The sequence below is a fragment of the Hydrogenophaga electricum genome, from assembly GCF_030160815.1.
Taxonomy (GTDB): domain Bacteria; phylum Pseudomonadota; class Gammaproteobacteria; order Burkholderiales; family Burkholderiaceae_C; genus Hydrogenophaga; species Hydrogenophaga electricum.
In genome coordinates this window covers 15196-39775 of record NZ_BSPB01000001.1, presented here as the reverse complement: position 1 = coordinate 39775, position 24580 = coordinate 15196, and the positions used below count along the sequence as shown (strand labels likewise).

General features: G+C 64.1%; 24 protein-coding genes and 1 tRNA gene. 2 read left to right on the top strand and 23 right to left on the bottom strand.

All coding sequences use genetic code 11. The annotated features are described in order from the left end of the window. Position 1 precedes the first annotated feature (1 nt). Both QQK43_RS00180 and QQK43_RS00175 read left to right on the top strand, forming a co-directional pair. Positions 2-1792 carry an ABC transporter transmembrane domain-containing protein gene (locus QQK43_RS00180; RefSeq protein ID WP_284306123.1) on the top strand — a complete coding sequence of 597 codons (1791 nt, stop codon included), beginning with the start codon at positions 2-4 and terminating at the stop codon, positions 1790-1792. Between the two features lie 164 nt (positions 1793-1956). Continuing rightward, entirely contained in the window at positions 1957-3288 is a 1332-nt protein-coding gene (locus QQK43_RS00175) for a Glu/Leu/Phe/Val family dehydrogenase (RefSeq protein ID WP_284306122.1), read from the top strand. 80 nt (positions 3289-3368) lie between these two features. On the opposite strand, the gene QQK43_RS00170 is transcribed toward QQK43_RS00175, so the two are convergent. The 23 genes from QQK43_RS00170 to rpsO all read right to left on the bottom strand — a co-directional run bounded on the left by QQK43_RS00170 (position 3369) and on the right by rpsO (position 24499). After that, positions 3369-3824, bottom strand: coding sequence for a DUF1178 family protein (locus QQK43_RS00170; RefSeq protein ID WP_234265722.1), 456 nt, complete (start codon positions 3822-3824; stop codon positions 3369-3371). A 7-nt stretch (positions 3825-3831) separates the two neighbouring features. Then, the gene (locus QQK43_RS00165; RefSeq protein ID WP_284306120.1) at positions 3832-4434 is read right to left on the bottom strand and encodes an NUDIX domain-containing protein; all 603 of its coding nucleotides are present in this window, start codon (positions 4432-4434) and stop codon (positions 3832-3834) included. Positions 4435-4437: 3 nt separating this feature from the next. Further along, on the bottom strand, positions 4438-4749 hold the full coding sequence (locus tag QQK43_RS00160) for a DUF2818 family protein (RefSeq protein WP_284306119.1): 312 nt from the start codon (positions 4747-4749) through the stop codon (positions 4438-4440). 50 nt (positions 4750-4799) lie between these two features. After that, positions 4800-6296, bottom strand: coding sequence for an NADH-quinone oxidoreductase subunit NuoN (gene nuoN / locus QQK43_RS00155; RefSeq protein WP_284306118.1), 1497 nt, complete (start codon positions 6294-6296; stop codon positions 4800-4802). A gap of 33 nt (positions 6297-6329) precedes the next feature. Then, positions 6330-7805, bottom strand: coding sequence for an NADH-quinone oxidoreductase subunit M (locus QQK43_RS00150; RefSeq protein WP_234265718.1), 1476 nt, complete (start codon positions 7803-7805; stop codon positions 6330-6332). Positions 7806-7818: 13 nt separating this feature from the next. After that, positions 7819-9852: an NADH-quinone oxidoreductase subunit L gene (gene nuoL, locus QQK43_RS00145; RefSeq protein ID WP_234265717.1), complete on the bottom strand. Its 2034-nt coding sequence runs from the start codon at positions 9850-9852 to the stop codon at positions 7819-7821. A 24-nt stretch (positions 9853-9876) separates the two neighbouring features. Then, the gene (gene nuoK / locus QQK43_RS00140; protein ID WP_234265716.1) at positions 9877-10185 is read right to left on the bottom strand and encodes an NADH-quinone oxidoreductase subunit NuoK; all 309 of its coding nucleotides are present in this window, start codon (positions 10183-10185) and stop codon (positions 9877-9879) included. Further along, positions 10182-10829 carry an NADH-quinone oxidoreductase subunit J gene (locus tag QQK43_RS00135; protein WP_284306117.1) on the bottom strand — a complete coding sequence of 216 codons (648 nt, stop codon included), beginning with the start codon at positions 10827-10829 and terminating at the stop codon, positions 10182-10184. The genes nuoK and QQK43_RS00135 overlap by 4 nt, the downstream gene beginning before the upstream one ends. A gap of 16 nt (positions 10830-10845) precedes the next feature. After that, complete coding sequence (nuoI, locus tag QQK43_RS00130) at positions 10846-11355, bottom strand: NADH-quinone oxidoreductase subunit NuoI (protein ID WP_234265714.1); 510 nt, start codon at positions 11353-11355, stop codon at positions 10846-10848. A 15-nt stretch (positions 11356-11370) separates the two neighbouring features. Beyond that, positions 11371-12447 (bottom strand): NADH-quinone oxidoreductase subunit NuoH, encoded by a 1077-nt coding sequence (nuoH, locus tag QQK43_RS00125; RefSeq protein ID WP_234265713.1) that lies wholly within the window; start codon positions 12445-12447, stop codon positions 11371-11373. Beyond that, on the bottom strand, positions 12444-14591 hold the full coding sequence (gene nuoG, locus QQK43_RS00120) for an NADH-quinone oxidoreductase subunit NuoG (protein ID WP_284306116.1): 2148 nt from the start codon (positions 14589-14591) through the stop codon (positions 12444-12446). Before nuoG ends, nuoH begins: the two co-directional genes overlap by 4 nt. 23 nt (positions 14592-14614) lie before the next feature. After that, positions 14615-15964 carry an NADH-quinone oxidoreductase subunit NuoF gene (gene nuoF / locus QQK43_RS00115; RefSeq protein WP_234265711.1) on the bottom strand — a complete coding sequence of 450 codons (1350 nt, stop codon included), beginning with the start codon at positions 15962-15964 and terminating at the stop codon, positions 14615-14617. Beyond that, on the bottom strand, positions 15961-16494 hold the full coding sequence (gene nuoE, locus QQK43_RS00110) for an NADH-quinone oxidoreductase subunit NuoE (RefSeq protein ID WP_234265710.1): 534 nt from the start codon (positions 16492-16494) through the stop codon (positions 15961-15963). Before nuoE ends, nuoF begins: the two co-directional genes overlap by 4 nt. After that, a complete protein-coding gene (locus QQK43_RS00105; protein ID WP_234265709.1) occupies positions 16491-17744 on the bottom strand; it encodes an NADH-quinone oxidoreductase subunit D in 1254 nt (417 codons plus the stop codon). The genes nuoE and QQK43_RS00105 overlap by 4 nt, the downstream gene beginning before the upstream one ends. A gap of 28 nt (positions 17745-17772) precedes the next feature. Then, a complete protein-coding gene (locus QQK43_RS00100) occupies positions 17773-18393 on the bottom strand; it encodes an NADH-quinone oxidoreductase subunit C (RefSeq protein ID WP_284306115.1) in 621 nt (206 codons plus the stop codon). A 24-nt stretch (positions 18394-18417) separates the two neighbouring features. Further along, entirely contained in the window at positions 18418-18897 is a 480-nt protein-coding gene (locus tag QQK43_RS00095; RefSeq protein ID WP_234265707.1) for a NuoB/complex I 20 kDa subunit family protein, read from the bottom strand. 60 nt (positions 18898-18957) lie between these two features. Continuing rightward, entirely contained in the window at positions 18958-19317 is a 360-nt protein-coding gene (locus QQK43_RS00090) for an NADH-quinone oxidoreductase subunit A (protein WP_234265706.1), read from the bottom strand. A 49-nt stretch (positions 19318-19366) separates the two neighbouring features. Continuing rightward, positions 19367-19451 (bottom strand) — tRNA-Leu (locus QQK43_RS00085). A gap of 179 nt (positions 19452-19630) precedes the next feature. Next, the gene (secG, locus tag QQK43_RS00080; protein ID WP_234265705.1) at positions 19631-20023 is read right to left on the bottom strand and encodes a preprotein translocase subunit SecG; all 393 of its coding nucleotides are present in this window, start codon (positions 20021-20023) and stop codon (positions 19631-19633) included. A 31-nt stretch (positions 20024-20054) separates the two neighbouring features. Continuing rightward, entirely contained in the window at positions 20055-20798 is a 744-nt protein-coding gene (gene tpiA / locus QQK43_RS00075) for a triose-phosphate isomerase (RefSeq protein ID WP_284306114.1), read from the bottom strand. Positions 20799-20816: 18 nt separating this feature from the next. Beyond that, entirely contained in the window at positions 20817-21806 is a 990-nt protein-coding gene (locus tag QQK43_RS00070; protein ID WP_284306310.1) for an NAD(P)H-quinone oxidoreductase, read from the bottom strand. A gap of 19 nt (positions 21807-21825) precedes the next feature. Continuing rightward, the gene (pnp, locus tag QQK43_RS00065; RefSeq protein WP_234265703.1) at positions 21826-24003 is read right to left on the bottom strand and encodes a polyribonucleotide nucleotidyltransferase; all 2178 of its coding nucleotides are present in this window, start codon (positions 24001-24003) and stop codon (positions 21826-21828) included. A 229-nt stretch (positions 24004-24232) separates the two neighbouring features. After that, positions 24233-24499 carry a 30S ribosomal protein S15 gene (gene rpsO / locus QQK43_RS00060; protein ID WP_234265702.1) on the bottom strand — a complete coding sequence of 89 codons (267 nt, stop codon included), beginning with the start codon at positions 24497-24499 and terminating at the stop codon, positions 24233-24235. Positions 24500-24580: the final 81 nt, after the last annotated feature.

The following is a 24580-nucleotide window of genomic DNA, read 5'->3' as shown; positions in this document are numbered from 1 at the left end:
GATGAGCACCCCCAACCCGGATCGCGCCCGCGCGGCCAGTGCCGCACCACTGCGCGGCCTGCTGCCCTTCATCCGCCCCTACCGCTGGCAGGTGACGCTGGCGCTGCTGTTCCTGCTGATGGCCGCGGCCGCGACGCTGCTGTTTCCGCTTGCGCTGCGGCAACTGGTCGATGGCGGGCTGACGTCCGGCCAGGCGACCGACCGGGGCGCGCAGGCGCTGGCGCTGCGAGGACACTTCCTGCAGCTCTTTGGCGTGGCGGTGCTGATGGGCGTGGCGTCGGCCTCGCGCTTTTACATGGTCAGCTGGCTGGGCGAGCGCATCACGGCCGATCTGCGCAACGCGGTCTACGCCCACGTGCTCCGGCAAAGCCCGCAGTTCTTCGAAACCACGCAAACCGGCGAGGTGGTCTCGCGGCTGAGCACCGACACCACGCTGGTGCAGACCGTGGTGGGCTCCTCGCTTTCCATGGGGCTGCGCAACGCGGTCACCGGCATCGGCGCCCTGCTGATGCTGGTGATCAGCCACCCCTATGTGATGGTGCCCGTGCTGGCCGTCGTGCTGCTGGTGGTGCTGCCGGCGATGGCCATCGGGCGGCGGGTGCGCCGGCTGTCGCGCGCCAGCCAGGACCGCGTCGCCGACTCCAGCGCCATCGCGGCCGAGGTGCTGGGCGCGGTGCCCGTGGTGCAGAGCTTCACCGGCGAAGCCCACGAAACCCGGCGTTTTGCCGCATCGACGGAAAACGCCTTTGCCACCGCCGTGCGCCGCAGCCGCGCACGGGCCTTCCTGGTAGCATTCATCATCATCGCCAACGCGGCCCTCATTCTCTGGGGGCTCTACCAGGGCACGCAGGCGGTGCTGGCCGGGCAACTGAGCGCCGGCCAACTGGGACAGGCGGTGCTGTACGTGATCATCTTTGCCGGCGCCGTGGCGGTGCTGGGCGAGGTCTACGGCGACCTGCTGCGCGCGGCAGGCGCCAGCGAACGGCTGATGGAATTGCTGGCCCTGCGCTCGCCCGTGCAGTCGCCCCCCCAGCCGCGAGAGGCGCCCCTGCCCGTGGGCGGCTCACAACTGGTCTTTGACAGCGTGGATTTCCACTACCCCTCGCGCCCGGCGCAGGCGGCGCTCAGCGGGTTCTCGCTGGCCGTGACGCCGGGCAGCACGGTGGCACTCGTCGGGCCCAGCGGCGCCGGCAAGACCACGGTGCTGGGCCTGCTGCTGCGGTTCTACGATCCGCAGGCGGGCCGCATCGTGCTGGACGGCGTGCCCATCGACCAGATGGATCTGCAGGCACTGCGCGCGCGCATCGGTGTGGTGCCGCAGGATGCGGTGATCTTCTCCACCACGGCGATGGAGAACATCCGCTACGGTCGTGCCGATGCCAGCGACGACGAGGTGGTCGCCGCCGCCCGCGCCGCGCATGCCGACGCCTTCATCCGCGAATTGCCGGATGGCTACGCCAGCTTCCTGGGCGAGCGTGGGGTGCGTCTGTCGGGCGGTCAGCGCCAGCGCATCGCCATCGCGCGCGCCATGCTCAAGAACCCGCCCCTGCTGCTGCTCGACGAGGCCACCAGCGCGCTGGACGCGCAAAGCGAGCGGGCCGTGCAGGCCGCGCTCGAATCGGCCATGCAGGACCGAACCACCCTGGTGATCGCACACCGCCTGGCCACCGTGCAGCAGGCCGACCGCATTGTGGTGCTGGACCACGGCCGCATCGTCGAGCAAGGGACCCATGCCGAACTGGTCGCGGCTGGCGGTCTTTACGCACGGCTGGCCGCCCTGCAGTTCAGCTGACCAGACAGCCTGCGTTGGCGCCGGACACCACGGCGAGCGCACAACTATGCGTTTGACGCATAACGTCCAGCCAAGCCGGCCTTGGACAGGCTGAAAAGGCCTGCGTAAGCTCTCGATCCGTCGGCTCCACCAGGGGCGACGAACCCCTTTGGAGCTTTTCGCCCATGTCACAAGCACCCTCTTCCACCCCGGTTGTGGCCACGAATTCGCCGGCCGCCTTCACCCACGCCCTGCCCTCCTACCTGGACCCGAACCACCTCGGGCCCTGGGGCACCTACCTGCAACAGGTCGACCGCGTAACACCCTACCTGGGCCCGCTCGCGCGCTGGGTGGAAACGCTCAAGCGCCCCAAACGCATTCTGGTCGTGGACGTGCCGATCGAGCTGGACAACGGCACCATCGCCCACTTCGAGGGCTACCGCGTTCAGCACAACCTCAGCCGCGGCCCCGGCAAGGGCGGTGTGCGCTTTCACCAGGACGTGACGCTCTCGGAAGTGATGGCGCTGTCGGCGTGGATGTCGGTCAAGAACGCTGCCGTCAACGTGCCCTACGGCGGTGCCAAGGGTGGCATCCGCGTCGATCCCAAGCAGCTTTCGCGCGGCGAGCTGGAGCGCCTGACGCGCCGCTACACCAGCGAAATCGGCCTGCTGATCGGCCCCTCCAAGGACATTCCGGCGCCCGACGTGAACACCAACGGCCAGGTCATGGCCTGGATGATGGACACGTATTCCATGAACGTGGGGGCCACCGCCACCGGCGTGGTGACCGGCAAACCAGTGGATCTGGGTGGCTCGCTGGGCCGCGTCGAGGCCACCGGCCGGGGCGTGTTCACCGTCGGCATCGAGGCCGCCAAGCTCACCGGCCTGCCCGTCGAAGGTGCGCGCGTGGCGGTCCAGGGCTTCGGCAATGTGGGTGGTATCGCCGGCAAGCTGTTTGCCGAAGCCGGGGCCAAGGTCGTGGCCGTGCAGGACCACACCGGCACCATCTTCAACACGAATGGCCTCGACGTGCCGGCCCTGCTCGCCCACGTCAAACAGACAGGCGGGGTCGGCGGCTTTGCCGGCGCCGAAACGATGGCCAACGACGACTTCTGGAGCGTGGACTGCGACATCCTCATCCCGGCAGCGCTTGAAGGCCAGATCCACAAGGGCAACGCGGGCCGCATCAAGGCCAAGATGGTGATCGAGGGCGCCAACGGCCCGACGACGCCGGAGGCCGACGACATCCTCAACGACAAGGGTGTGCTGGTGCTGCCCGACGTGATCGCCAACGCCGGCGGCGTGACGGTCAGCTATTTCGAGTGGGTGCAGGACTTCTCGAGCTTCTTCTGGACAGAGGACGAGATCAATGCCCGCCTGGTGCGCATCATGCAGGAAGCCTTTGCAGGCGTCTGGCAGGTGGCCCAGGAGAACAAGGTATCGCTGCGCACAGCGACCTTCATTGTCGCCTGCCAGCGCATCCTGCACGCGCGCGAGATGCGCGGCCTGTACCCCTGACAGGAAAGCGGTTCGCACATGACGCTCACTGCCGGCGGGTGGTTCGGCCACCCTGCCGGGAGCCGCTCAGGCGGCTCTGGTCACTGCAAGGTTTCCTTGATGGCGGGCAGATCGGGCAGGGGCACGACGTCGATACCCTCCTCGATCAAGGCCATCGCCACTTCGGGGCTGGCGCGTCCGCGGATGTTGCGCTGGGCGATGTCGCCCTGGTGCATGGCGCGGGCCTGATCGGCGAATCGCTCACCGACATCTTCGGTCTGGGCCACGATTTCGCGCATGGCCTTCAAAAGGCGGGCTTGAAGCTCGGGCGCCGGCGCCTGTGGCGCCTTCGGCGCATCGGCGGGCAAGCGCGAACCCTCTTCCCGGGGAGTGCCCAGGTTCAAGCGGGGCGCGGAAGGCATCTTCAAGACATGGGCTGCACCGCAGACAGGACACGCAAGCAGACCCCGATCCCGTTGCTGCTGGAAGTCGTCTTCGGAAGCGAACCAGCCTTCAAAAGTGTGCTGGTGCTCGCACTGGAGGTTGAGAACCTTCATGGCGAGATTATCGGGCGACGGCCGCTGGCATTGCCCCCGACCAATCGAGTGACCAAGCGCCCGAGAGCACATTCTGAAGCCACAGTGCCCCGACCAGGGTCTTGCTGTCGATCGTGGTGCCGTCGCGGCAGGCCTGAAGCAAGGCTTCCGGCGTGGCGCTGAAGACGTCCAGGAATTCACCGTCGTCGAGTTGCCGTTCACCGGGCACCAGGCCCCGCGCGAACCAGATATCGATGACCTCGTCGGAATAGGCGATGGTGGGCGCCAAGCGGCCGGCGAACGCCCATTCGGCGGCGGTGTAGCCTGTCTCTTCGAGCAGTTCACGGCGGGCACACGACAGGCTGCCTTCGCCCGCGTCGAGCTTGCCGGCCGGGAATTCGATGATCACCTGCCGCATCGGGTGGCGCCATTGCCGCTCCAGCACCACCTGACCATCGTCGAGCAGGCCGATGACCATCACCGCGCCCGGGTGCAGCACGTATTCCCGCGTCGCTTCCCGCCCCGAAGGGAGGCGGACCGTGTCGCGCACGGCGTGGAGAAAGTGGCCCCGCAACAGCTCCTGTCGGGCCACAGGTTCTTCGCGCAGGTGCGCGTCAGCCGGCGCGTCCACGGCTCAATTCCGGCGCTTGAACAGATAGCGCCACACAAAGCCCGGAAACGCCAGGGTCAGGAACAGCGCTGCGGTGGTGGCATAGAACTCCCAGCCCTGGGAATAGATCTGGCCCGCCGACTGCTCCAGCGCCAGACCAATGCCGCCCACAAAGAAATACATCACCAGCAGTTCAGCCAGACGCACCCCCAGGCTCTTGGGTGCAGCGGACGCACCGCGCGGCCACAGCGCCAGCCATCGGTTGTTCACAAAAGGCAGATTGGCGCCGGTCAGGGCCACGAGCAGGACAAGCCAGACGGAGAAAGAATGCGACATGCGGATGGGATCGCGATGGTGGCGACAGGTTCACACCGCCGCCACCGACCTCAGGCAAACAGCTGAGCCACCGCCTGGGCGCACAGCGCCATGAGGCCGCCAGGCAACAAACCCAGCACCAGCACGAGCGCCCCGTTGAGCGACAGGAGCGAGCGCACTTCGACTGGGGCCTCGATCGGCGCGGTCTGTGCCGGTGCATCGAAGTACATCACCTTCACCACACGCAGGTAGTAGAAGGCGCCGATCAGCGACATGATGACGGCGAACACGGCCAGACCGATATAGAACGAACCGCCATGGGCGAGCAGCGCCTGCAGCACCGACAGCTTGGCGTAGAAGCCGACCAAAGGCGGCACACCGGCGAGCGAAAACATGAAGATCGCCATGATGCCCGCGTACAGCGGACTGCGCTGGTTCAGGCCAGCCAGGTCCTGGACCTCTTCGGACTCGAAACCCTGGCGCGATAGCAGCAGAATGACCCCGAAGGTGCCCAGCGTGGTCAGCACATAGGACACGACGTAGAACATGGCCGAGCCATAGGCGTTGGCCAGATTGCTCTTGTCGTCGCCCACAACACCTGCCACCAGCGCCAGCAACAGGAAGCCCATCTGCGCGATGGTGGAAAACGCCAGCATGCGCTTGAGGTTGCTCTGCGCGATGGCGGTCAGGTTGCCCACCAGCAGCGACAGCACGGCCAGGACGGCCAGCATCTGCTGCCAGTCGACCGCCAGAGGTTGCAGACCTTCGGCCAGCAGTCGCACGACGATGGCAAAGGCGGCCAGCTTGGGTGCACCACCGATGAGCAGTGTCACTGCCGTGGGGGCACCGTGGTAGACGTCAGGCACCCACATGTGGAAAGGCACGACGCCGAGCTTGAAGGCAAGACCCGCCACCACGAACACCAGCCCGAGCACCAGCACCTGGGCCGAACCCTTGAGCGAACCCTCACCGCCAGCGATGGCTTGCATGACCTCGGTCACGTTGAGCGATCCCGTGGCGCCATACACCAGGGACAGGCCATAGAGCAGGAAGCCACTGGCCAGCGCACCCAGCACAAAGTACTTCATCGCGGCCTCGGTCGCGTTGAGGTCGTCACGGCGCAGAGCCACCAGCGCATAGCTGGCCAGGGTCAGCAGTTCCAGACCCAGGTAGATGATCAGGAAGTTGTGACCCGAGATCATCACGAACATGCCCAGCAAGGCCAGGAGCGACAGCGTGAACAGTTCACCGCCCCGCATCATGTCGCGCGCACCCGCATAACCGCGCCCATACACCAGGGTGACGAACACCGCGATGCTGGCAAAGCACTTGAGCCAGTTGCCCATGGGGTCGCTGACGATCATGCCACCGAAGCCGTGGAGGGTTTGGCCGGTGGCCGCGTAGCTGCCCTGAAGGTAGGCAACCACGGCCAGGGTGGCCAGGGTCAGCACGTAGGTGGCACCGCGCAGCGGTGTCTTGACCGCCAGATCCACCAACGCAATCACGCAGGCCATCACCAGCAGGAGGATTTCAGGGTATGCCGTGACCCAGCTGAGGTTGTCAATCATGTGAACGTCTCTCGTGTTTCGCTCGGTCGTGCCTCAGGGGAGTTTGGAGATGGCCACGTGGCGCAGCAGCTCGGCCACCGAAGCGTCCATGACGTCGGTAAAGGGCTTCGGATAGACACCCATGTACAGCACCATGAAGGCCAGCAGCGCCATCACCAGGAATTCCCGCTTGTTGATATCGGTCAACGCCTTCACATCGTCATTGCCCGGTGCGCCCAGATAGACGCGCTTGAACATCCACAGCGAATAGGCGGCGCCAAAGATCAGGGCCGTGGCGGCCAACATGCCGACCCAGAAATTGGCCTTGACCGCGGCAATGATCACCATCCACTCACCGACAAAACCCGCGGTACCCGGAAGACCGGCGTTGGCCATGGTGAACAGCAGGGCAAACGCCGCGAAACGGGGCATGGTGTTGACGACACCACCATAGGCCGCGATCTCGCGCGAATGCACCCGGTCATACAGCACACCGATGGCCAGGAACATGGCCGCCGACACGAAGCCGTGCGAGATCATCTGCACGATGGCGCCGGAAACACCCAGGTCGTTGAAGACGAAGAAGCCCAGGGTCACAAACCCCATGTGGGCGACGGACGAATACGCCACCAGTTTCTTCATGTCCTGCTGGACCATCGCCACCAGGCCAACGTAGATCACGGCGATGAGCGACAGCGCAATCATCAGCCATGCCCATTCGTGCGACGCATCGGGTGCGATGGGCAGCGAGAAACGCAGAAAACCGTAGGCACCCAGCTTCAGCATGATGGCCGCCAGCACGGCCGATCCACCGGTGGGCGCTTCGACGTGCACATCGGGCAGCCAGGTGTGGACGGGCCACATCGGCACCTTCACCGCAAACGCAGCGAAAAAGGCGAAGAACAGCAGGGTCTGGGCATGCGCACCGATCTTGAGCTGGTGCCAGGTCGCCAGGTCGAAACTGCCACCCGAGAGGTTGTACAGATAGACCAGCGCCACCAGCATGAGCAGCGAGCCCATCAGCGTGTAGAGGAAGAACTTGAACGCGGCGTAGATCTTGTTCGGACCACCCCAGATCCCGATGATGAGGTACATCGGGATCAGCGTCGCCTCGAAGAAGACGTAGAACAGCATGGCGTCCAGCGAGGTGAACACGCCGATCATCAGGCCGGAGAGGATCAGGAACGCGCCCATGTACTGGTTGACGCGCTCGGTGATCACCTCCCAGCCGGCCAGCACCACGATCACGGTGATGAAGGCGGTCAGCGGTACGAGCCACAGCGAGATGCCGTCCACACCCAGGTGGTAGTGCACATTGAAACGCTCGATCCAGAGGCTTTTCTCGACCAGTTGCATCGCGGCCGAACCGGTCTCGAAACCGGCGTACACCGGCCACGTCACCGCCAGACCGGCCAGAGCACCAATCAGCGCCATCCAGCGCACGGCGCCGGCGTGCTCGTCGCGCCCGAAGGCGAGCAGCGCGGTGCCGAAAAAGATCGGCACCCAGATCGCAAGGCTCAGCAAACCCATGTTGTTCTTCTCCTTATTTGGCGAGCCACACGAACCAGGTCATGAACAGCATGACGCCCACGATCATCAACAGCGCGTAGTGGTACAGATAGCCCGACTGCAGATGCCGCACGATGGCAGACATCGCACCCACAAGCTTCCAGCTGGCGTTGACGACGCCACCTTCGATGACGCCACGATCACCGCCCTTCCAGAGGCCCATACCGATCAGCCGTGCGCCACGGGCCAGCACGTTTTCGTTGAACCAGTCGAGGTAGTACTTGTTCTCGAGAATCGTCACCAGCGGCTTGAGCGCGCGGGCGATGGCCGCCGGAACGGCCGGGTTGACCATGTACATGTACCAGGCGGACACGGCGCCCGCGAGAGCCAAGTACAACGGGGGCGTCGACACGGCGTGCAGGGCCATCTTCAGCGGACCGTGGAAGACCGAGGCGAACTCCGCCATGGCCGGGTGGGCCGCGTTGTTGACCGTGATGGCATCGGCCAGGAAGTCACCGAACACCAGCGGCGAGATCGTCAGGTAGCCGATGACCACCGACGGAATCGCCAGCAGCAACAGCGGCACTGTCACGACCCAGGGTGATTCGTGCGGCTTGCCGTCGCCATGGTGGCCGTGGTCATCGTGATGATCGTCGTGGTGCACATCCGGGTTCTGGTCGTAGCGTTCCTTGCCGTGGAAAACCAGGAAGTACAGGCGGAACGAGTAGAACGAGGTGACGAACACACCCGCCAACACCGCGAAATGGGCGAAACCGGCGGCGGGCAGGTTGCTGAAGTGCACCGCCTCGATGATCGAGTCCTTGGAATAGAAACCCGAGAAGAAAGGCGTGCCAATGAGGGCCAGCGTACCCAGAAGAGACGTGATCCAGGTGATGGGCATGTACTTGCGCACGTTGCCCATCCAGCGGATGTCCTGGTTGTGGTGCATGCCGATGATGACCGAGCCGGCGGCCAGGAACAGCAGCGCCTTGAAGAAGGCGTGCGTCATCAGGTGGAACACGGCCACCGAATAGGCGGAAGCGCCCAGCGCGACGGTCATGTAGCCCAATTGCGACAGCGTCGAGTAGGCGACCACCCGCTTGATGTCGTTCTGGATGATGCCGAGGAAGCCCATGAACAGGGCCGTGATGGCACCGATGATCAGGATGAAGTTCAGCGCAGCGTCCGACAACTCGAACAGGGGCGACATGCGGCTGACCATGAAGATGCCGGCAGTCACCATCGTGGCGGCATGGATCAGCGCGGAAATCGGGGTGGGGCCTTCCATCGAGTCAGGCAGCCACACATGCAAGGGAAACTGGGCCGACTTGCCCATCGCCCCAATGAACAGGCAGATGCAGATGACGGTCACCAGCAGCGGCTCCTGGCCGAACACGTACCAGGGGAACTCGATGACACCCAGCTCGCCAGCCTTGGCGAAGATCTCGGTGTAGTTCATCGTGCCCGTGTAGGCCACGATCAGACCGATGCCCAGGATGAAGCCGAAGTCACCCACCCGGTTGACCAGGAAGGCCTTCATGTTGGCGAAGATGGCTGTGGGCTTGTTGAACCAGAAACCGATCAGCAGGTACGACACCAGGCCCACGGCTTCCCAGCCGAAGAACAGCTGGAGCAGGTTGTTGCTCATGACCAGCATGAGCATGGAGAAGGTGAACAGCGAGATGTAGGCGAAGAAACGGTTGTAGCCGGCATCCTCTTCCATGTAGCCGATGGTGTAGATGTGCACCATCAGCGACACGAAGGTCACCACGCACATCATCATGGCGGTCAGGCCATCGACCATGAAGCCGATTTCCATCTTCAGGCCACCGATCTGCATCCATTCGTAGATCGTGTCGTTGAAGCGGGCCCCGGCGATCACATCTTTGAGGGTGATCGCCGAGAGGATGAAGGCGATCAGCACGCCCAGGATCGTGAAAGTGTGGGAAGCGCGACGGCCCATCACGTTGCCGCCAAAAGCCGTGCCCAGAATGCCGGCCAGCGCCGAGCCCACCAGGGGCGCAAGCGGTACGGCCAGCAGCGTCGTTGCAGAAAGGGTTGTGCTCATCTGTTTGCCTGTTCTTTTGCGGGCTTAACCCTTGAGCGCGTTGAGTTCCTCGACGCTGATCGACGAGCGGTTGCGGAACAGCAGCACCAGGATGGCCAGACCGATCGCCGACTCGGCGGCCGCCACGGTCAGGATGAAGAACACGAACACCTGACCATGCATGTCGCCCAGGAAATGGGAGAACGCCACAAAGTTCATGTTCACGGCCAGCAGCATCAGCTCGATGGCCATCAGCAGCACGATGAGGTTCTTCCGGTTCAGAAAGATGCCGACAACCGACAGCGCGAAAAGGATCGCACCGACGGCAAGGAAATGTCCGAGTGTGAGACTCATGCCTTCTGGCCCTCCTCCGGGGTCGCCGCGTCTGCCGCAGGTGCGGCCTCGGCCTTGCGCGTGGTGGCCACCGGGACCACCACCAGGCGATCGGCCGCGCGCACGCGCACCTGGTTACCCGCATTGATGAATTTGCTGTCCTTGCGGTGGCGCAGCGTCAGCGCAATCGCCGCCACCATGGCCACCAGCAGGATCACGGCCGCCACCTGGATCGGATACAGGTATTCGGTGTAGAGCAGGAGGCCCAGTGCCTTGGTGTTGGAGACCTCAGCCGCCGCAACAGCCGGCGTGGCCAGTTCGGGGAACCCCACCCACTGGACAGCGATGATCTCGGCGGCCACCAGGCCACCCAATACCGCCGCCAGCGGGAAGTGCTGCCAGAAGCTCCAGCGATCCCCTTCCAGGCGGATGTCCAGCATCATTACCACGAAGAGGAACAGCACCATCACCGCCCCCAGGTACACCAGCACCAGCGTCAGGCCGAGAAATTCGGCCTTGAGCAGAAGCCACAGGCCCGAGGCCTGCGAAAACGCCAGCATCAGGTAGAGCACGGCGTGCACGGGGTTGCGCGAGGTCACGACACGGAAGGCAGCAAACAGCAGCACCGCCGTGAACAGGTAGAAAAAGCCGGTCTGGTAATCCATGTTGTCGTCTTTCGGCTCAGCGGTACTTGGCGTCCGCTGCCTTGGCCGCAGCAATCTCGGGCTCGTACCGGTCGCCCACGGCCAGCAGCATGTCCTTGGTGAAGTACAGATCGCCGCGCTTTTCACCGTGGTATTCGAAGATCTGCGTCTCCACGATGGCGTCGACCGGGCAGGCTTCTTCGCAGAAACCGCAGAAGATGCACTTGGTCAGATCGATGTCGTAGCGGGTGGTACGACGGGTGCCGTCTTCGCGCTCACCGGCCTCGATGGTGATGGCGACGGCAGGGCAGACGGCTTCGCACAGCTTGCAGGCGATGCAACGTTCCTCGCCGTTTTCATAGCGGCGCTGGGCGTGCAGGCCACGGAAACGCGGAGACAGCGGCGTTTTTTCTTCAGGGAACTGCACCGTGACTTTGCGGCGCAAGGCGTAGCGGCCCGTCAGGGCCATGCCCTTGACGAGTTCCACGAGCATGAAGCTCTTCAAAAAATCGCGCAGAGAAAAGGGAGCGACAGCGGTGGTGGACATGGTCGTTCGCCCGGCTTATTTCCAGAGGTTCCACGATGTCTGCATCAGGCCACCGACGAGCAGCAGCCAGATGAGCGTGACGGGAATGAAGATCTTCCAGCCCAGACGCATGATCTGGTCATAGCGGAAGCGCGGGAAGGTGGCGCGGATCCAGATGAAGCACGACACCACGAAGAAGGTCTTGGCAGCCAGCCAGATCCAGCCTGGGACGAAGTCCAGTGCCGCCACGGGCGAGAGCCAACCGCCCAGGAACATCAGCACGGCCAGAATGGACACCAGCCACATGCTCGCGTATTCGGCCAGGAAGAAGATGGCAAAGCCCATGCCCGAGTACTCGACCATGTGGCCGGCCACGATTTCGGCTTCGCCTTCCACCACGTCGAACGGGTGGCGGTTGGTTTCGGCCACGCCGGAGATCAGGTAGACGATGAAGATGGGCAACAGCGGCAGCCAGTTCCACGACAGGAAACCCAGCCCCATGTTGGCGCCCATACCCCGGGACTGCGACGCCACGATCTCGCCCAGTTGTAGGCTGCCAGCGGTCATCACGACGACCAGGAAGCAGAAACCGATGGCGATTTCGTAACTCACCATCTGGGCCGATGCACGCAGCGCCCCCAGAAAAGCGTACTTGGAGTTGGAGGCCCAGCCGGCGATGATCACGCCGTACACCTCGATGGAGGTGATGGCCAGGATGACCAGAATACCGGCGTTGATGTTGGCAATCACGGCCTCGGGGCCGAACGGCACAGCCACCCAGGCAGCCAGCGCCGGCATGATGGCCATGACCGGGCCGAGACGGAACAGACCATTGGCTGCTGCCGAGGGACGGATCAGCTCCTTCGTGAGCAGCTTGAGCGCATCGGCGATCGGTTGCAGCAAACCCAACGGGCCGACGCGGTTGGGACCATGGCGCACCTGCATGAAGCCCAGGAGCTTGCGCTCCCAGAGCGTGAGGTAAGCCACCGCCCCCAGCAGAGGCAGCAGCACGGCCACGATCTTGATCAGGCCCCAGATGACCGGCCAAGCGGCTGCGGTCCACCAGGAGGCGTCGATCAGGCCAAGGCCTCCGTTGTACATCGCATCGATCATGCTTGGACTCCTTGCGCGGCCGCACGGGCTGCGCGCGCATCGCTCGTGAGTTGCAGCGAGGGCGCACGGCGCACCAGCGCATCGAGCTGGTAAATCGAGGCCACACAGGGGGCGGCGCCAGCCGGGCTTTGGTCGGCTGCTGCCGGCCCCACGCCGGCATCGGCGTTGGACAGACGGGCCGCATCGACAAAGGCACCGGCGGTCACGCCAGGCAGCGCGGCAGCAAGCACCGCCTGCGAAGAGTCGGCATCAAAGCCCGCCAGGCCGAGCAGATTGCCCAGTACGCGCAAGACCTTCCAGCCGGGGCGGGTCTCGGCCAGAGGGCGAACCACCGCCTGGAAGCTCTGTAGCCGGCCTTCGGCATTGACGAAAGAGCCAGAGGTTTCGGTAAACGGAGCCATCGGCAGCAGCACGTCGCTGATGTCGAGGTTGGTCTTGAACGGGCTCAGGGTCACGACCAGATCGGCCGACTTCAGACCCGCTTCACCGGCCGCGCTGTCGGCAGCGGGTTCCGTGTTCAGCAAGACGGCCGCCTTGAGCCCACCACCCAGCATCTGGCTGGCGTTCAGGCCGCCCTGCCCCGGCACGGCGCGCACCAGTTGCGCCCCCACGGTGTTGGCGGCTTCGGTGAGGTAACCCACCGTGGCACCGGTCTGCGCACCGATCCAGTTGGCCAGCGACAGCAGGCTGGAGGCTTTTTCGTGATGCGCTGCGGCATTGCCCAGAAGAATGGCTTTGTGTTCCCCACTGAGCAGCGAACGGGCCACGGCGCGGGCCTCGTCGGTCACCGATCCGGCCACCGGCGGTTGCACGCCCGCTTCGGCCGCTACAGCCGCCGCGATCCCGGCCAGTGCCGACACCCACACACTGCTGTCGGCGAGCACGGTGTGCGCAAGCGGCAACGCCCACTCCGGCTGTGCAGCCACCAGAGCCGACACCTCAGCACCCTTGCGGGCGGCCTGCCGAATGCGCTGAGCAAACAGCGGATGGTCCTTGCGCAGGTTGGCGCCCACCACCAGGACGCGCTGCAGCGTCGACAGGCTTGCGATATCGGTGCCCAGCCAGCGGGCGGCGCCGGTGATCGCTGCATTGCCGAAATCGGCATGGCGCAGGCGGCTGTCGATGTTTTCGCTGCCCAGGCCACGCACCAATGCGCCCGCCAGGGCCAGCTCTTCCACCGTGCTGTGCGGGCTGGCCAGCACGCCAATGGCCCCGGCCCCATGTTCCGACTTGACCTGCTTGAGGCCATTGGCCACGTATTCCAGCGCGGTCAGCCAGTCAACGGACTGCCATTCGCCGCCCTGCTTGATCATGGGCTGGGTCAGACGGTCTTCCCCATTGAGCGCCTCGTACGAGAAGCGGTCGCGATCAGCAATCCAGCACTCGTTGACGGCCTCGTTCTCCAGCGGCACCACGCGCATGACCTGGTGGTTCTTCACCTGAACGATCAGGTTGGCGCCGGTCGAATCGTGCGGGCTCACACTCTTGCGGCGCGAGAGCTCCCAGGTGCGGGCGTGGTAACGGAAAGGCTTGCTGGTCAGCGCCCCGACCGGGCAGATGTCGATCATGTTGCCCGAGAGCTCGGAGTCCACCGTCTGGCCGACGAAGGTTTCGATCTCGGAATGTTCACCCCGGTGAGACATGCCCAATTCCATGGCGCCGGCAATTTCCTGACCGAAGCGCACGCAGCGGGTGCAATGGATGCAGCGGCTCATCTCCTCCATGGAGATCAGCGGGCCCACGTTCTTGTGGAACACCACGCGCTTTTCCTCGGCGTAGCGCGAAGCACCACCACCGTAGCCCACGGCCAGATCCTGCAGTTGGCACTCGCCACCCTGGTCGCAGATCGGGCAGTCCAGCGGGTGGTTGATGAGCAGGAACTCCATCACCGACTTCTGGGCCTTGATGGCCTTGTCGGACTTGGTGCGCACGATCATGCCCATCGTCACCGGCGTGGCGCAGGCGGGCATGGGCTTGGGCGCTTTCTCCACATCCACCAGGCACATGCGGCAGTTGGCGGCGATGGACAGCTTCTTGTGGTAGCAGAAATGCGGGATGTAGGTGCCGGCCTTCTCGGCGGCATGCATCACCATGCTGCCTGGCGGGACTTCGACCTTCTGGCCGTCGAGTTCGATTTCAACCATGTGTTTTACTCGTCTCGTCGTGTTCAGGCGGCCTGCGAGGCGGCTGCATCGGCCTTGATCAGGGCCGCGAACTCGGGGCGGAAATGCTTGAGCATGGCGCGCACCGGCATGGCAGCGGCGTCGCCCAGCGCGCAGATGGTGCGGCCCATGATGTTCTCGGCCACGTTGTCCAGCAAATCCATGTCGGCCGGTTTGGCTTCCCCGCGCTGGATCTTGTCGACCAGACGCCAGAGCCAACCCGTCCCCTCGCGGCAGGGGGTGCACTGGCCGCAGGATTCGTGCATGTAGAAATAGGACAGGCGCTTGAGCGACTCGACCATGCAGCGGCTGTCGTCCATCACGATCACGGCACCCGAACCGAGCATCGACCCTGCTTTGGAGATCGAGTCGTAGTCCATGGTGCACTCGTTGATGATGTGCGCAGGCAGCACCGGGGCAGAGGAGCCGCCCGGAATCACCGCCTTGAGCTGGCGGCCCGTGCGCACACCGCCGGCCAGTTCGAGCAGCTTGGTGAACGGCGTGCCCAGTGGCACCTCATAGTTGCCGGGCAGGTTCACGTCGCCCGAGACCGAGAAGATCTTGGTCCCGCCGTTGTTGGGCTTGCCGCATTCCAGATAGGCCTGACCGCCATTGCGGATGATCCAGGGGACCGCCGCAAAGGTCTCGGTGTTGTTGATGGTGGTCGGCTTCCCGTACAGGCCGAAGCTGGCCGGGAACGGCGGCTTGAAGCGGGGTTGGCCCTTCTTGCCTTCCAGCGATTCCAGCAACGCAGTTTCTTCACCACAGATGTAGGCGCCGAAGCCATGGTGCGCATGCAGCTGGAAGCTGAAGTTCGAACCCAGGATCCGGTCACCCAGGAAGCCGGCGGCACGGGCTTCTTCCAGGGCCGCCTCGAAGCGCTCGTACACCTCGAAGATCTCGCCGTGGATGTAGTTGTAGCCGATGGAGATGCCCATCGCGTACGCCGCAATCGCCATCCCTTCGATGACGATGTGCGGGTTGTACATGAGGATGTCGCGGTCTTTGCAAGTGCCGGGCTCGCCCTCGTCGGAATTGCACACCAGGTGCTTCTGGCCAGGGAACTGGCGGGGCATGAAGCTCCACTTCAGGCCGGTCGGGAAACCCGCGCCACCCCGGCCACGCAGGCCCGAGTCCTTCATCGTCGCGATCACCTGGTCCTGCGTCAGGCCTTCACCGCCGTCCTGCCCCAGGATCTTGCGCAGCGCCTGGTAGCCGCCACGGGCCTCGTAGTCCTTGATCGACCAGTTGCTGCCGTTCAAATCGGCGTAGATCTGCGGGTTGATATGCCGGCCATGAAAGCAGGTCTGCACACCGGTGGCGCTGAATTGCTGGATCACCTGCTCGGCGTTCATGCCTTGCCCTCCACCGCCTTGAGGCCGTCAACGAGTTGGTCGAGCTTGTCGTGGCTCATGAAGCTGCACATGTTGCGGTCGTTCACGAGCATCACCGGGGCGTCGGCGCAGGCCCCGAGGCATTCGCATTGCTGCAGCGTGAACAGGCCATCGGCTGTCGTGCCACCCATCTGAATGCCCAGCTTGTGCGCCAGATGCGCAAGCGCTTCGTTGCCGCCACGCAATTGGCAGGGCAGGTTGGTACAGACGTTGAGCTTGTACTTGCCCACCGGCTGCTGGTTGTACATGTTGTAGAAGGTCGTGACCTCATGCACGGCCATGACCGGAATGCCCAGGTACTCGGCAATCGCCAGCTCGGCTTCGCGGCTGACCCAGCCCTGCTCCTGCTGAACGATCGACAGGCAGGCCATCACGGCCGACTGGGCCTGGCCGGCCGGGTACTTGGCCACCTCGCGCGCGAATCGCGTGCGGGTGGATTCGGACAACTGCTGGGCCGCCACCGGGGCGGCGGAAGTCGATGGGGCGCTCATCGGTCGATCTCTCCGAAAACGATGTCCATGGTGCCGATGATGGCCACCGCATCCGCCAGCATGTGGCCGCGGGCCATTTCGTTGAGCGTCGCCAGATGGGCGAAGCCGGGAGCACGGATCTTCAGACGGTAAGGCTTGTTGGCGCCGTCGCTCACCAAATAGATGCCGAACTCCCCCTTGGGATGCTCGACGGCGGCGTAGGCTTCACCTTCGGGCACATGGAAACCTTCAGTAAAGAGCTTGAAATGGTGAATCAGCTCTTCCATGTTGGACTTCATGGATTCGCGCGAAGGCGGCGCCACCTTGTGGTTGTCGGTGATCACCGGGCCCGGGTTCACGCGCAGCCAGTCCACACATTGTTTGATGATGCGGTTGGACTGCTTCATCTCTTCCATGCGGACGAGGTAGCGGTCGTAGGTGTCGCCCGTCTTGCCGACCGGAATGTCGAATTCCATGCGGTCGTACACATCGTACGGCTGCTTCTTGCGAAGGTCCCAGGCAATGCCAGAACCGCGCAGCATGGGACCGGTCATGCCCAGGTTGAGTGCCCGTTCGGGCGGCACCACACCGATACCCACCGTACGCTGCTTCCAGATGCGGTTGTCGGTCAGCAGCGTGTGGTATTCGCCCAGGTAGGTAGGGAAACGCTGGGTGAAATCGTCGATGAAGTCCAGCAGCGAACCCTGACGATTCTGGTTGAGCGCCTCGATGCCCTTGGCATTGCGCACCTTGCTGACCTTGTACTGCGGCATGCTGTCCGGCAGATCACGGTAGACACCACCCGGGCGGAAGTAGGCCGCGTGCATGCGCGCACCCGACACCGCCTCGTACATGTCGAACAGATCTTCACGCTCGCGGAAAGCGTAGATCAGGATGGTCGAGCTGCCGCAGTCGTTGCCGTGCGAGCCCAGCCACATCAGGTGGTTGAGCAGACGGGTGATCTCGCTGAACATCACGCGGATGTATTGGGCGCGGATCGGCACCTCGATGCCCAGCAGTTTTTCGATGGCCAGGCAGTAGGCGTGCTCGTTGCACATCATGGACACGTAATCCAGCCGGTCCATGTAAGGCAGCGACTGGATGAAGGTCTTGTGTTCGGCCAGTTTTTCGGTGGCGCGGTGCAGCAGGCCGATATGGGGGTCCGCGCGCTGGACGACTTCGCCGTCCAGCTCCAGCACCAGGCGCAGCACGCCGTGTGCGGCCGGGTGCTGAGGGCCGAAGTTCAGGGTGTAGTTCTTGATCTCTGCCATGTGATTTCCGCCAGACGGGCTGCCGCCCTCAGTGCAGGCCCCCGTAGTTGTCCTCGCGGATCACGCGCGGGGTGATTTCGCGCGGCTCGATGCTCACCGGTTCGTACACCACGCGTTGACGCTCGGCGTCGTAGCGCATTTCCACATGCCCCGACAGCGGGAAATCCTTGCGGAACGGATGGCCGATGAAACCGTAGTCGGTGAGGATCCGGCGCAGATCGTCGTGCCCTTCGAACACGATGCCATACAGATCGAAGGCCTCGCGCTCGTACCAGTTGGCCGAGTTCCACAGCCCCGCCACCGAGGCCACCACGGGAAAGTCGTCGTCGGCACAGAAGACACGCACCCGCACGCGCTGATTGAGACTCACCGAAAGCAGGTGCGAAACCACGGCAAAACGGGCGCCTTCCCAGCGACCGTCGCCGTAGCTCGCGTAGTCGACACCACACAGGTCGATCAGCTGCTCGAAACTGGCCTGAGGCGCATCGCGCAAAACCTGCATGACCTCCAGGTAGTTCGCCGCCGAGACGGTGACCGTCACCTCATCGCGCACGAGATCGACAGTCAGCACACGCCCACCGAGCAAAGTCGCCAAGCTGGCGCGCAAAGCCTCGGGATGGATGGCAACGGAGGAATCTGTATCACTCATGGGAGCGTCTTTCGCAACGCCGGGTCAGGCCCGTGCAATCGTGTTGGTGCGGCGAATCTTTTGCTGCAGCTGGATGATCCCGTACAGCAGCGCCTCGGCAGTGGGCGGACAACCCGGCACATACACATCCACGGGCACGATGCGATCACACCCGCGCACCACCGAATAGCTGTAGTGGTAATAGCCCCCGCCATTGGCGCAGGAGCCCATGGATAACACCCAGCGCGGCTCGGCCATTTGGTCATACACCTTGCGCAAAGCCGGTGCCATCTTGTTGCACAGCGTCCCTGCCACGATCATCAGATCTGACTGGCGCGGACTGGCGCGAAACACCTCGGCACCGAAACGGCCGATGTCGTAACGCGCCGCGGCCGCGTGCATCATTTCGACCGCACAGCAAGCCAGACCAAAGGTCATGGGCCAGAGCGATCCGGTCTTGGCCCAGTTCACCACAGCGTCGTAGCTGGTGGTGACGAACCCTTCCTTGAACACACCTTCAATCATGCACAGCTCCATCGCACGCGAACAGCATGTCCGCACGCATTGACAGGGCCCGACAAGGGATCACTCCCAGTCGAGCGCGCCCTTTTTCCATTCGTATGCGAAGCCGACCACCAGGATCGCCAGGAACACCACACCCGCCCAGAACCCGGTGACACCGATGTCGGTGAAAGCCACGGCCCAGGGAATGAGGAAGGCGATTTCGAGGTCGAAGAGAATGAAGAGGATGGCCACGAGGTAGTAGCGGACATCAAACTTCATGCGCGCGTCTTCGAAAGCCTCGAAGCCGCATTCATACGGAGAGTTTTTGGCGGCGTCAGGCCGGTTGGGACCGAGGATGTAGCCGAGAACCTGGGGAAGAATACCGACAGCGATACCAACCAGAATGAACAAAAGCACAGGAAGGTATTGCTGGAGGCTCATCTTGGTTTTTCCGCGTGCATGGCATGGGCTGCCATGGATGCCAAAGATCTGGTGCCGACGGCGAGACTCGAACTCGCACAGCTTTCGCCACTACCCCCTCAAGATAGCGTGTCTACCAATTTCACCACGTCGGCTGGTCTGCTTGCCGGGTCCAAAAAGGTCGTGGGGTACCCGGCTGGCAATCCTTAGAGTTTACCCTGAAACACCCTCGGTTTTCGAGGCGTGCTTCTGAATTTCCGAACAAATGCGTTGGGATGGTGCGATGCAAAAAACCGCAGACAGGACATGCCCGCCCGCGGTGCATCTCGCCCTGTTATTGCCCAGGAATCTGCGCGGCACCGGCCGGCGCCGCGTCACCTGCGGGCACCTCGGTGGTTCCCGGCTGGGCCGCCGGTTGCGACGTGGCTGGCGCAGGGGCCATCACGCCTTCCAGCACGCTGCCTGACGGTGCCGCCGTCGTGCGCAAGTTGCCGAAGTAGGCCAGTGCGAGCGTACTGGCCAGAAACACCGTCGCCAGCACGGCCGTGGTACGCGAAAGGAAGTTCGCCCCGCCACTGGCGCCGAACAGGCTCGCCGAGCCCGAGCCACCACCACCAAAGGCCGCACCAGCATCGGCCCCCTTGCCGTGCTGCATCAGGATCAGGCCAATCATGCCGATGGCGGTCAGGATCTGCACCGCCTGCAGGATGGTCAACAGAATGTTCATGCTTGCTCCAGGATAGACAGGCGCAGCCGGCTCAGCCAGCCGCCGCCACAATGGTCAGAAAATCGGCAGCCTTGAGCGACGCACCGCCGATCAAGCCTCCGTCGATGTCGGGCTGAGCCAGCAGACTGGCCGCATTGGCGGCGTTCATGCTGCCCCCATAGACAATCGGCACCCGCTTCGGGTTGGTCGTCGCCGCCGCCAGTTGCGCCCGCAGCACGGCGTGCACCTGCTGTGCCTGCTCGGGTGTGGCGGTCTTGCCCGTCCCGATGGCCCAGACCGGCTCATAGGCCACCACGATTTCGGTGATGCAGTGGCCCACTGCGTGAATCACCGCCGCCAGTTGGCGCTTGACCACCAGCTCGGTCTCACCGGCTTCGCGTTGCGCCAGCGTCTCACCGACACACACGATCGGGGTGATGCCGGCGGCCAGCGCGCGCTGCGCCTTGGTCGCCACCGTCTCATCGGTTTCACCGTGGTACTGCCGCCGCTCGGAATGACCGACCAGGGCATAGCGGCAGGCAAAGTCCTTGAGCATGGCCGCGCTCACCTCACCGGTGAAAGCACCCTGCTCGTGGGCAGACACGTCTTGCGCTCCCCAGGCGATCGGACTGCCTTGCAGCAGCTCCTGCAACTGCGCCAGATACGGCGCCGGCGCGCACAAGGCCACGTCACAGGCGGGCGCGGCCAAACCGGCCAGCATGGCCTTGACCAGGCTTTCGTTGGCGGCGAGGCCACCATTCATCTTCCAGTTGCCTGCGATCAGTTTTCTGCTCATCCGAAATCTCCGCGGGATTCAGGACCAGGTCAGCACGATCTTGCCGATGTGCTGGTTGGTCTCCATGAGGGCGTGCGCTTCGGCAGCGCGCGCCGCTTCAAAAGTGGCGTGAACCACAGGCCGCACCAGCCCTTGTTCGAGCCAGGGCCAGACTTGCTGGCGCAACGAGGTGGCAATCGCCGCCTTGAAGGCCACTGGCCGCGGGCGCAGGGTCGAACCGGTGATCACCAGCCGGCGACGAAGCACCAGACCCGCATTGAAGCCGGACTGCACCCCGCCCTGCACCGCAATGATGACCAGCCGGCCGTCTTCGGCCAGGCACTCCACCTCGCGCGCCACATAGTCGCCTGCCACCATGTCGAGCACCACGTCGACGCCACGGCCACCGGTCAGTTCCCGCGCCACCGCCACAAAGTCCTGCTCGCGGTAGTTGATGGCATGGTCAGCACCCAGGGCCAGGCAGGCCGCGCATTTGTGGGCACTCCCGGCGGTGGCGATCACGTGCGCCCCGGCAGCCTTGGCCAGCTGGATCGCCGTCACGCCAATGCCACTGGTACCCCCCTGCACCAGCAGGGTTTCACCGGGCTGCAGACGGCCGCGATCGAACACGTTGCTCCAGACCGTGAAGAAGGTCTCGGGCAAGGAGGCCGCCTGCACATCATCCAGACCCGCCGGGACAGGCAGACACTGCGCCACGGGCGCGACGCAGTATTCGGCATACCCACCGCCAGCGACGAGCGCGCAGACGCGATCTCCGACACTCAGGCCTGCAGCCGACAGCGCAGCCGCATCCCCCGAAACGATGACGCCAGCCACTTCCAGTCCCGGCAGATCCGGAGCGCCGGGCGGTGGCGGATAAGCCCCCTTGCGCTGCAGGACATCGGGCCGGTTCACCCCGGAGGCGTGCACGCGGATCAGCACCTCTCCGCTACCGGCCTCCGGAAGTGGGCGCTGCACCAGGCGCAAGACCTCGGGCGCGCCGAAAGCGCTGATTTCGACCGCTTGCATCGTGGTCACGGCCTGCCGCTTATTGCTGCTGTTGCTGTTGCTGCTGGGCAGCCTCCATGTCCGCCGGTGCGCGTTCAGCGCGCTCCGGGCGTTCGGCACGCTCCGGACGATCCAGCAGGGCCTTCATGGACAGCTTGACGCGTCCCTTTTCGTCGGTCTCGAGCACCTTGACCTTCACGATCTGGCCTTCCTTGAGGTAGTCCGTGACCTTCTCGACGCGCTCGTGGGCGATCTGGCTGATGTGCAGCAGACCGTCCTTGCCGGGCAACAGGTTCACCAGGGCGCCGAAGTCCAGGATCTTGGTGATCGGGCCTTCGTAGACCTTGCCGATTTCGACTTCGGCCGTGATCTGCTCGATGCGGCGCTTGGCTTCGTCGGCCTTGGCACCATCGGTGGAGGCGATGGTGATGGTGCCGTCTTCGTCGATGTTGATCTGGGTGCCGGTCTCTTCGGTCAGCGCGCGGATCACGGCGCCACCCTTGCCGATCACGTCACGGATCTTCTCCGGATTGATCTTCATGGTGTAGAGCTTGGGCGCGAAGTTGCTCACCTCGGTCTTGGCTTCGCCCATGGCTTCCTGCATCTTGCCCAGGATGTGCATGCGCGCCTCCTTGGCCTGGGCCAGGGCGACCTGCATGATTTCCTTGGTGATACCCTGGATCTTGATGTCCATCTGCAGAGCGGTCACGCCATTGGTGGTACCAGCCACCTTGAAGTCCATGTCGCCCAGGTGGTCCTCATCGCCCAAGATGTCGGTCAGCACCGCAAAGCGGTTACCTTCCTTGATCAGACCCATGGCGATACCAGCCACGTGTGCCTTCATGGGCACGCCGGCATCCATCAGGGCCAGGCAGCCACCGCAAACAGAAGCCATCGACGAGGAGCCATTGGATTCGGTGATTTCCGAGACCACACGGATGGTGTAGGGGAAGTCTTCCTTGCTCGGCAGCGCGGCCACCAGGGCGCGCTTGGCCAGACGGCCGTGGCCGATTTCGCGGCGCTTGGGGCTGCCCACGCGACCGGTTTCGCCAGTGGCGAACGGCGGCATGTTGTAGTGCAGCATGAAGCGGTCTTCGAACTCGCCGGCCAGCGCGTCGATGCGCTGGGCGTCGCGGTCGGTACCGAGCGTGGCAACCACCAGGGCCTGGGTTTCACCGCGGGTGAACAGGGCCGAGCCGTGGGTGCGCGGCAGCACACTGTTGCGAATTTCGATGGGACGCACGGTGCGGGTATCGCGACCGTCGATGCGCGGCTCACCGGCCAGGATCTGGCCACGGACGATCGCGGCTTCGATGTTGAACAGAAGGCCTTCGACGGCCACGCCGTCGAATTCGACGCCTTCGGCCTTCAGGCCATCCATGACCGCGGCATAGGCTTCGCGGCAGGCTTGCGTGCGGGCCTGCTTGTTGCGGATCTGATAGGCGGCTTCGAGCTTGGCCTTGCCCAGGGCTTCCACCTTGGCGATCAGCGGCTCGTCCTTGGCCGGCGGCTGCCAGCTCCATTCGGGCTTGCCCGCATCGCGCACCAGTTCATTGATGGCGGCGATGGCGATGTTGCCCTGCTCGTGGCCGAACACCACAGCGCCCAGCATGATCTCTTCCGACAGTTGCTGGGCTTCAGATTCGACCATCAGCACCGCAGCCTGCGTGCCCGCCACCACCAGATCCATCTGGCTGTTCTGGCGCTCGGTCTGACCCGGATTGAGCACGTACTGGCCGTTGACGTAGCCCACGCGGGCGGCGCCGATCGGGCCGTTGAAGGGGATGCCGGACACCGACAGGGCCGCCGAGGTGGCGATCATGGCCGCGATGTCAGCGTCCACTTCGGGATTCAACGACACCGTGTGGATGACGACCTGGACTTCGTTGAAGAAGCCTTCCGGGAACAGCGGGCGGATCGGGCGGTCGATCAGGCGGCTGGTCAGCGTCTCGAACTCGCTGGGGCGGCCTTCGCGCTTGAAGAAGCTGCCCGGGATCTTGCCGGCAGCGTACGACTTTTCGAGGTAGTCAACGGTCAGCGGGAAGAAGTCCTGGCCGGCCTTGGCTTCCTTGCGCGCCACCACGGTGGCCAGCACCACGGTGCCATCCATGTCGAGCAGCACGGCGCCGCTGGACTGACGGGCGATTTCGCCGGTTTCCATGCGGACCGTGTGCTGGCCCCACTGGAAGGTCTTGGTGACTTTGTTGAACATCGTCATGGATATCTCCTGTTGATTGGGTGCCTGAGGCAGCACCCGGAGCCCGGAAACACCACGTTCGGAACACGATGCCATTCCAGAGGGACTGAAAAACAGCGGCCGAAGCCGGCTTCAGCCCCCTTGGAATGACACAGCTTCGCTCGTCGTGCGGAATCTCCGAAGGAATGAAGCGCAAAACGCCTGAGCCAGCGAACCAACCCAGGCGTTTCGAGCATCCGGACCCGTGCGATTACTTGCGCAGGCCCAGCTTCTTGATCAGGGCCACGTAGCGGTCAGCGTCCTTGGTCTTGAGGTAGTCCAGCAGCTTGCGACGGCGGCTGACCATGCGCAGCAGGCCGCGGCGACCATGGTGATCCTTGGCGTGCTGCTTGAAGTGGGGGGTGAGTTCGTTGATGCGAGCGGTCAGGATGGCCACTTGCACTTCCGGGCTGCCGGTATCGGCGGCTGCACGGGCGTTGGCCGCAATGACGTCGGCCTTGACTTGTTTGTCGATCATGGTGATTCCTTTACAGGGACAGGCGACCCATCGCAGCGCGCACGTGCCGGACAACCCCGCACACGGCCGCAACGGGCGTGA

Bases quoted from the DNA above. Each gene is read 5' to 3' on its own strand.
- QQK43_RS00095 (WP_234265707.1), bottom strand. From the start codon at position 18,897: ATGATTGAAGGTGTGTTCAAGGAAGGGTTCGTCACCACCAGCTACGAC.
- QQK43_RS00160 (WP_284306119.1), bottom strand. From the start codon at position 4,749: ATGTCGCATTCTTTCTCCGTCTGGCTTGTCCTGCTCGTGGCCCTGACC.
- QQK43_RS00070 (WP_284306310.1), bottom strand. From the start codon at position 21,806: ATGCAAGCGGTCGAAATCAGCGCTTTCGGCGCGCCCGAGGTCTTGCGC.
- QQK43_RS00150 (WP_234265718.1), bottom strand. From the start codon at position 7,805: ATGGGTTTGCTGAGCCTTGCGATCTGGGTGCCGATCTTTTTCGGCACC.
- QQK43_RS00100 (WP_284306115.1), bottom strand. From the start codon at position 18,393: ATGAGTGATACAGATTCCTCCGTTGCCATCCATCCCGAGGCTTTGCGC.
- rpsO (WP_234265702.1), bottom strand. From the start codon at position 24,499: ATGATCGACAAACAAGTCAAGGCCGACGTCATTGCGGCCAACGCCCGT.
- nuoL (WP_234265717.1), bottom strand. From the start codon at position 9,852: ATGAGCACAACCCTTTCTGCAACGACGCTGCTGGCCGTACCGCTTGCG.
- QQK43_RS00180 (WP_284306123.1), top strand. From the start codon at position 2: ATGAGCACCCCCAACCCGGATCGCGCCCGCGCGGCCAGTGCCGCACCA.
- nuoE (WP_234265710.1), bottom strand. From the start codon at position 16,494: ATGAGCGCCCCATCGACTTCCGCCGCCCCGGTGGCGGCCCAGCAGTTG.
- QQK43_RS00135 (WP_284306117.1), bottom strand. From the start codon at position 10,829: ATGGATTACCAGACCGGCTTTTTCTACCTGTTCACGGCGGTGCTGCTG.
- nuoK (WP_234265716.1), bottom strand. From the start codon at position 10,185: ATGAGTCTCACACTCGGACATTTCCTTGCCGTCGGTGCGATCCTTTTC.
- QQK43_RS00090 (WP_234265706.1), bottom strand. From the start codon at position 19,317: ATGAGCCTCCAGCAATACCTTCCTGTGCTTTTGTTCATTCTGGTTGGT.
- secG (WP_234265705.1), bottom strand. From the start codon at position 20,023: ATGAACATTCTGTTGACCATCCTGCAGGCGGTGCAGATCCTGACCGCC.
- nuoI (WP_234265714.1), bottom strand. From the start codon at position 11,355: ATGTCCACCACCGCTGTCGCTCCCTTTTCTCTGCGCGATTTTTTGAAG.
- pnp (WP_234265703.1), bottom strand. From the start codon at position 24,003: ATGACGATGTTCAACAAAGTCACCAAGACCTTCCAGTGGGGCCAGCAC.
- nuoF (WP_234265711.1), bottom strand. From the start codon at position 15,964: ATGAACGCCGAGCAGGTGATCCAGCAATTCAGCGCCACCGGTGTGCAG.
- QQK43_RS00105 (WP_234265709.1), bottom strand. From the start codon at position 17,744: ATGGCAGAGATCAAGAACTACACCCTGAACTTCGGCCCTCAGCACCCG.
- QQK43_RS00170 (WP_234265722.1), bottom strand. From the start codon at position 3,824: ATGAAGGTTCTCAACCTCCAGTGCGAGCACCAGCACACTTTTGAAGGC.
- nuoG (WP_284306116.1), bottom strand. From the start codon at position 14,591: ATGGTTGAAATCGAACTCGACGGCCAGAAGGTCGAAGTCCCGCCAGGC.
- tpiA (WP_284306114.1), bottom strand. From the start codon at position 20,798: ATGAGCAGAAAACTGATCGCAGGCAACTGGAAGATGAATGGTGGCCTC.
- QQK43_RS00175 (WP_284306122.1), top strand. From the start codon at position 1,957: ATGTCACAAGCACCCTCTTCCACCCCGGTTGTGGCCACGAATTCGCCG.
- nuoN (WP_284306118.1), bottom strand. From the start codon at position 6,296: ATGATTGACAACCTCAGCTGGGTCACGGCATACCCTGAAATCCTCCTG.
- nuoH (WP_234265713.1), bottom strand. From the start codon at position 12,447: ATGATCGATGCGATGTACAACGGAGGCCTTGGCCTGATCGACGCCTCC.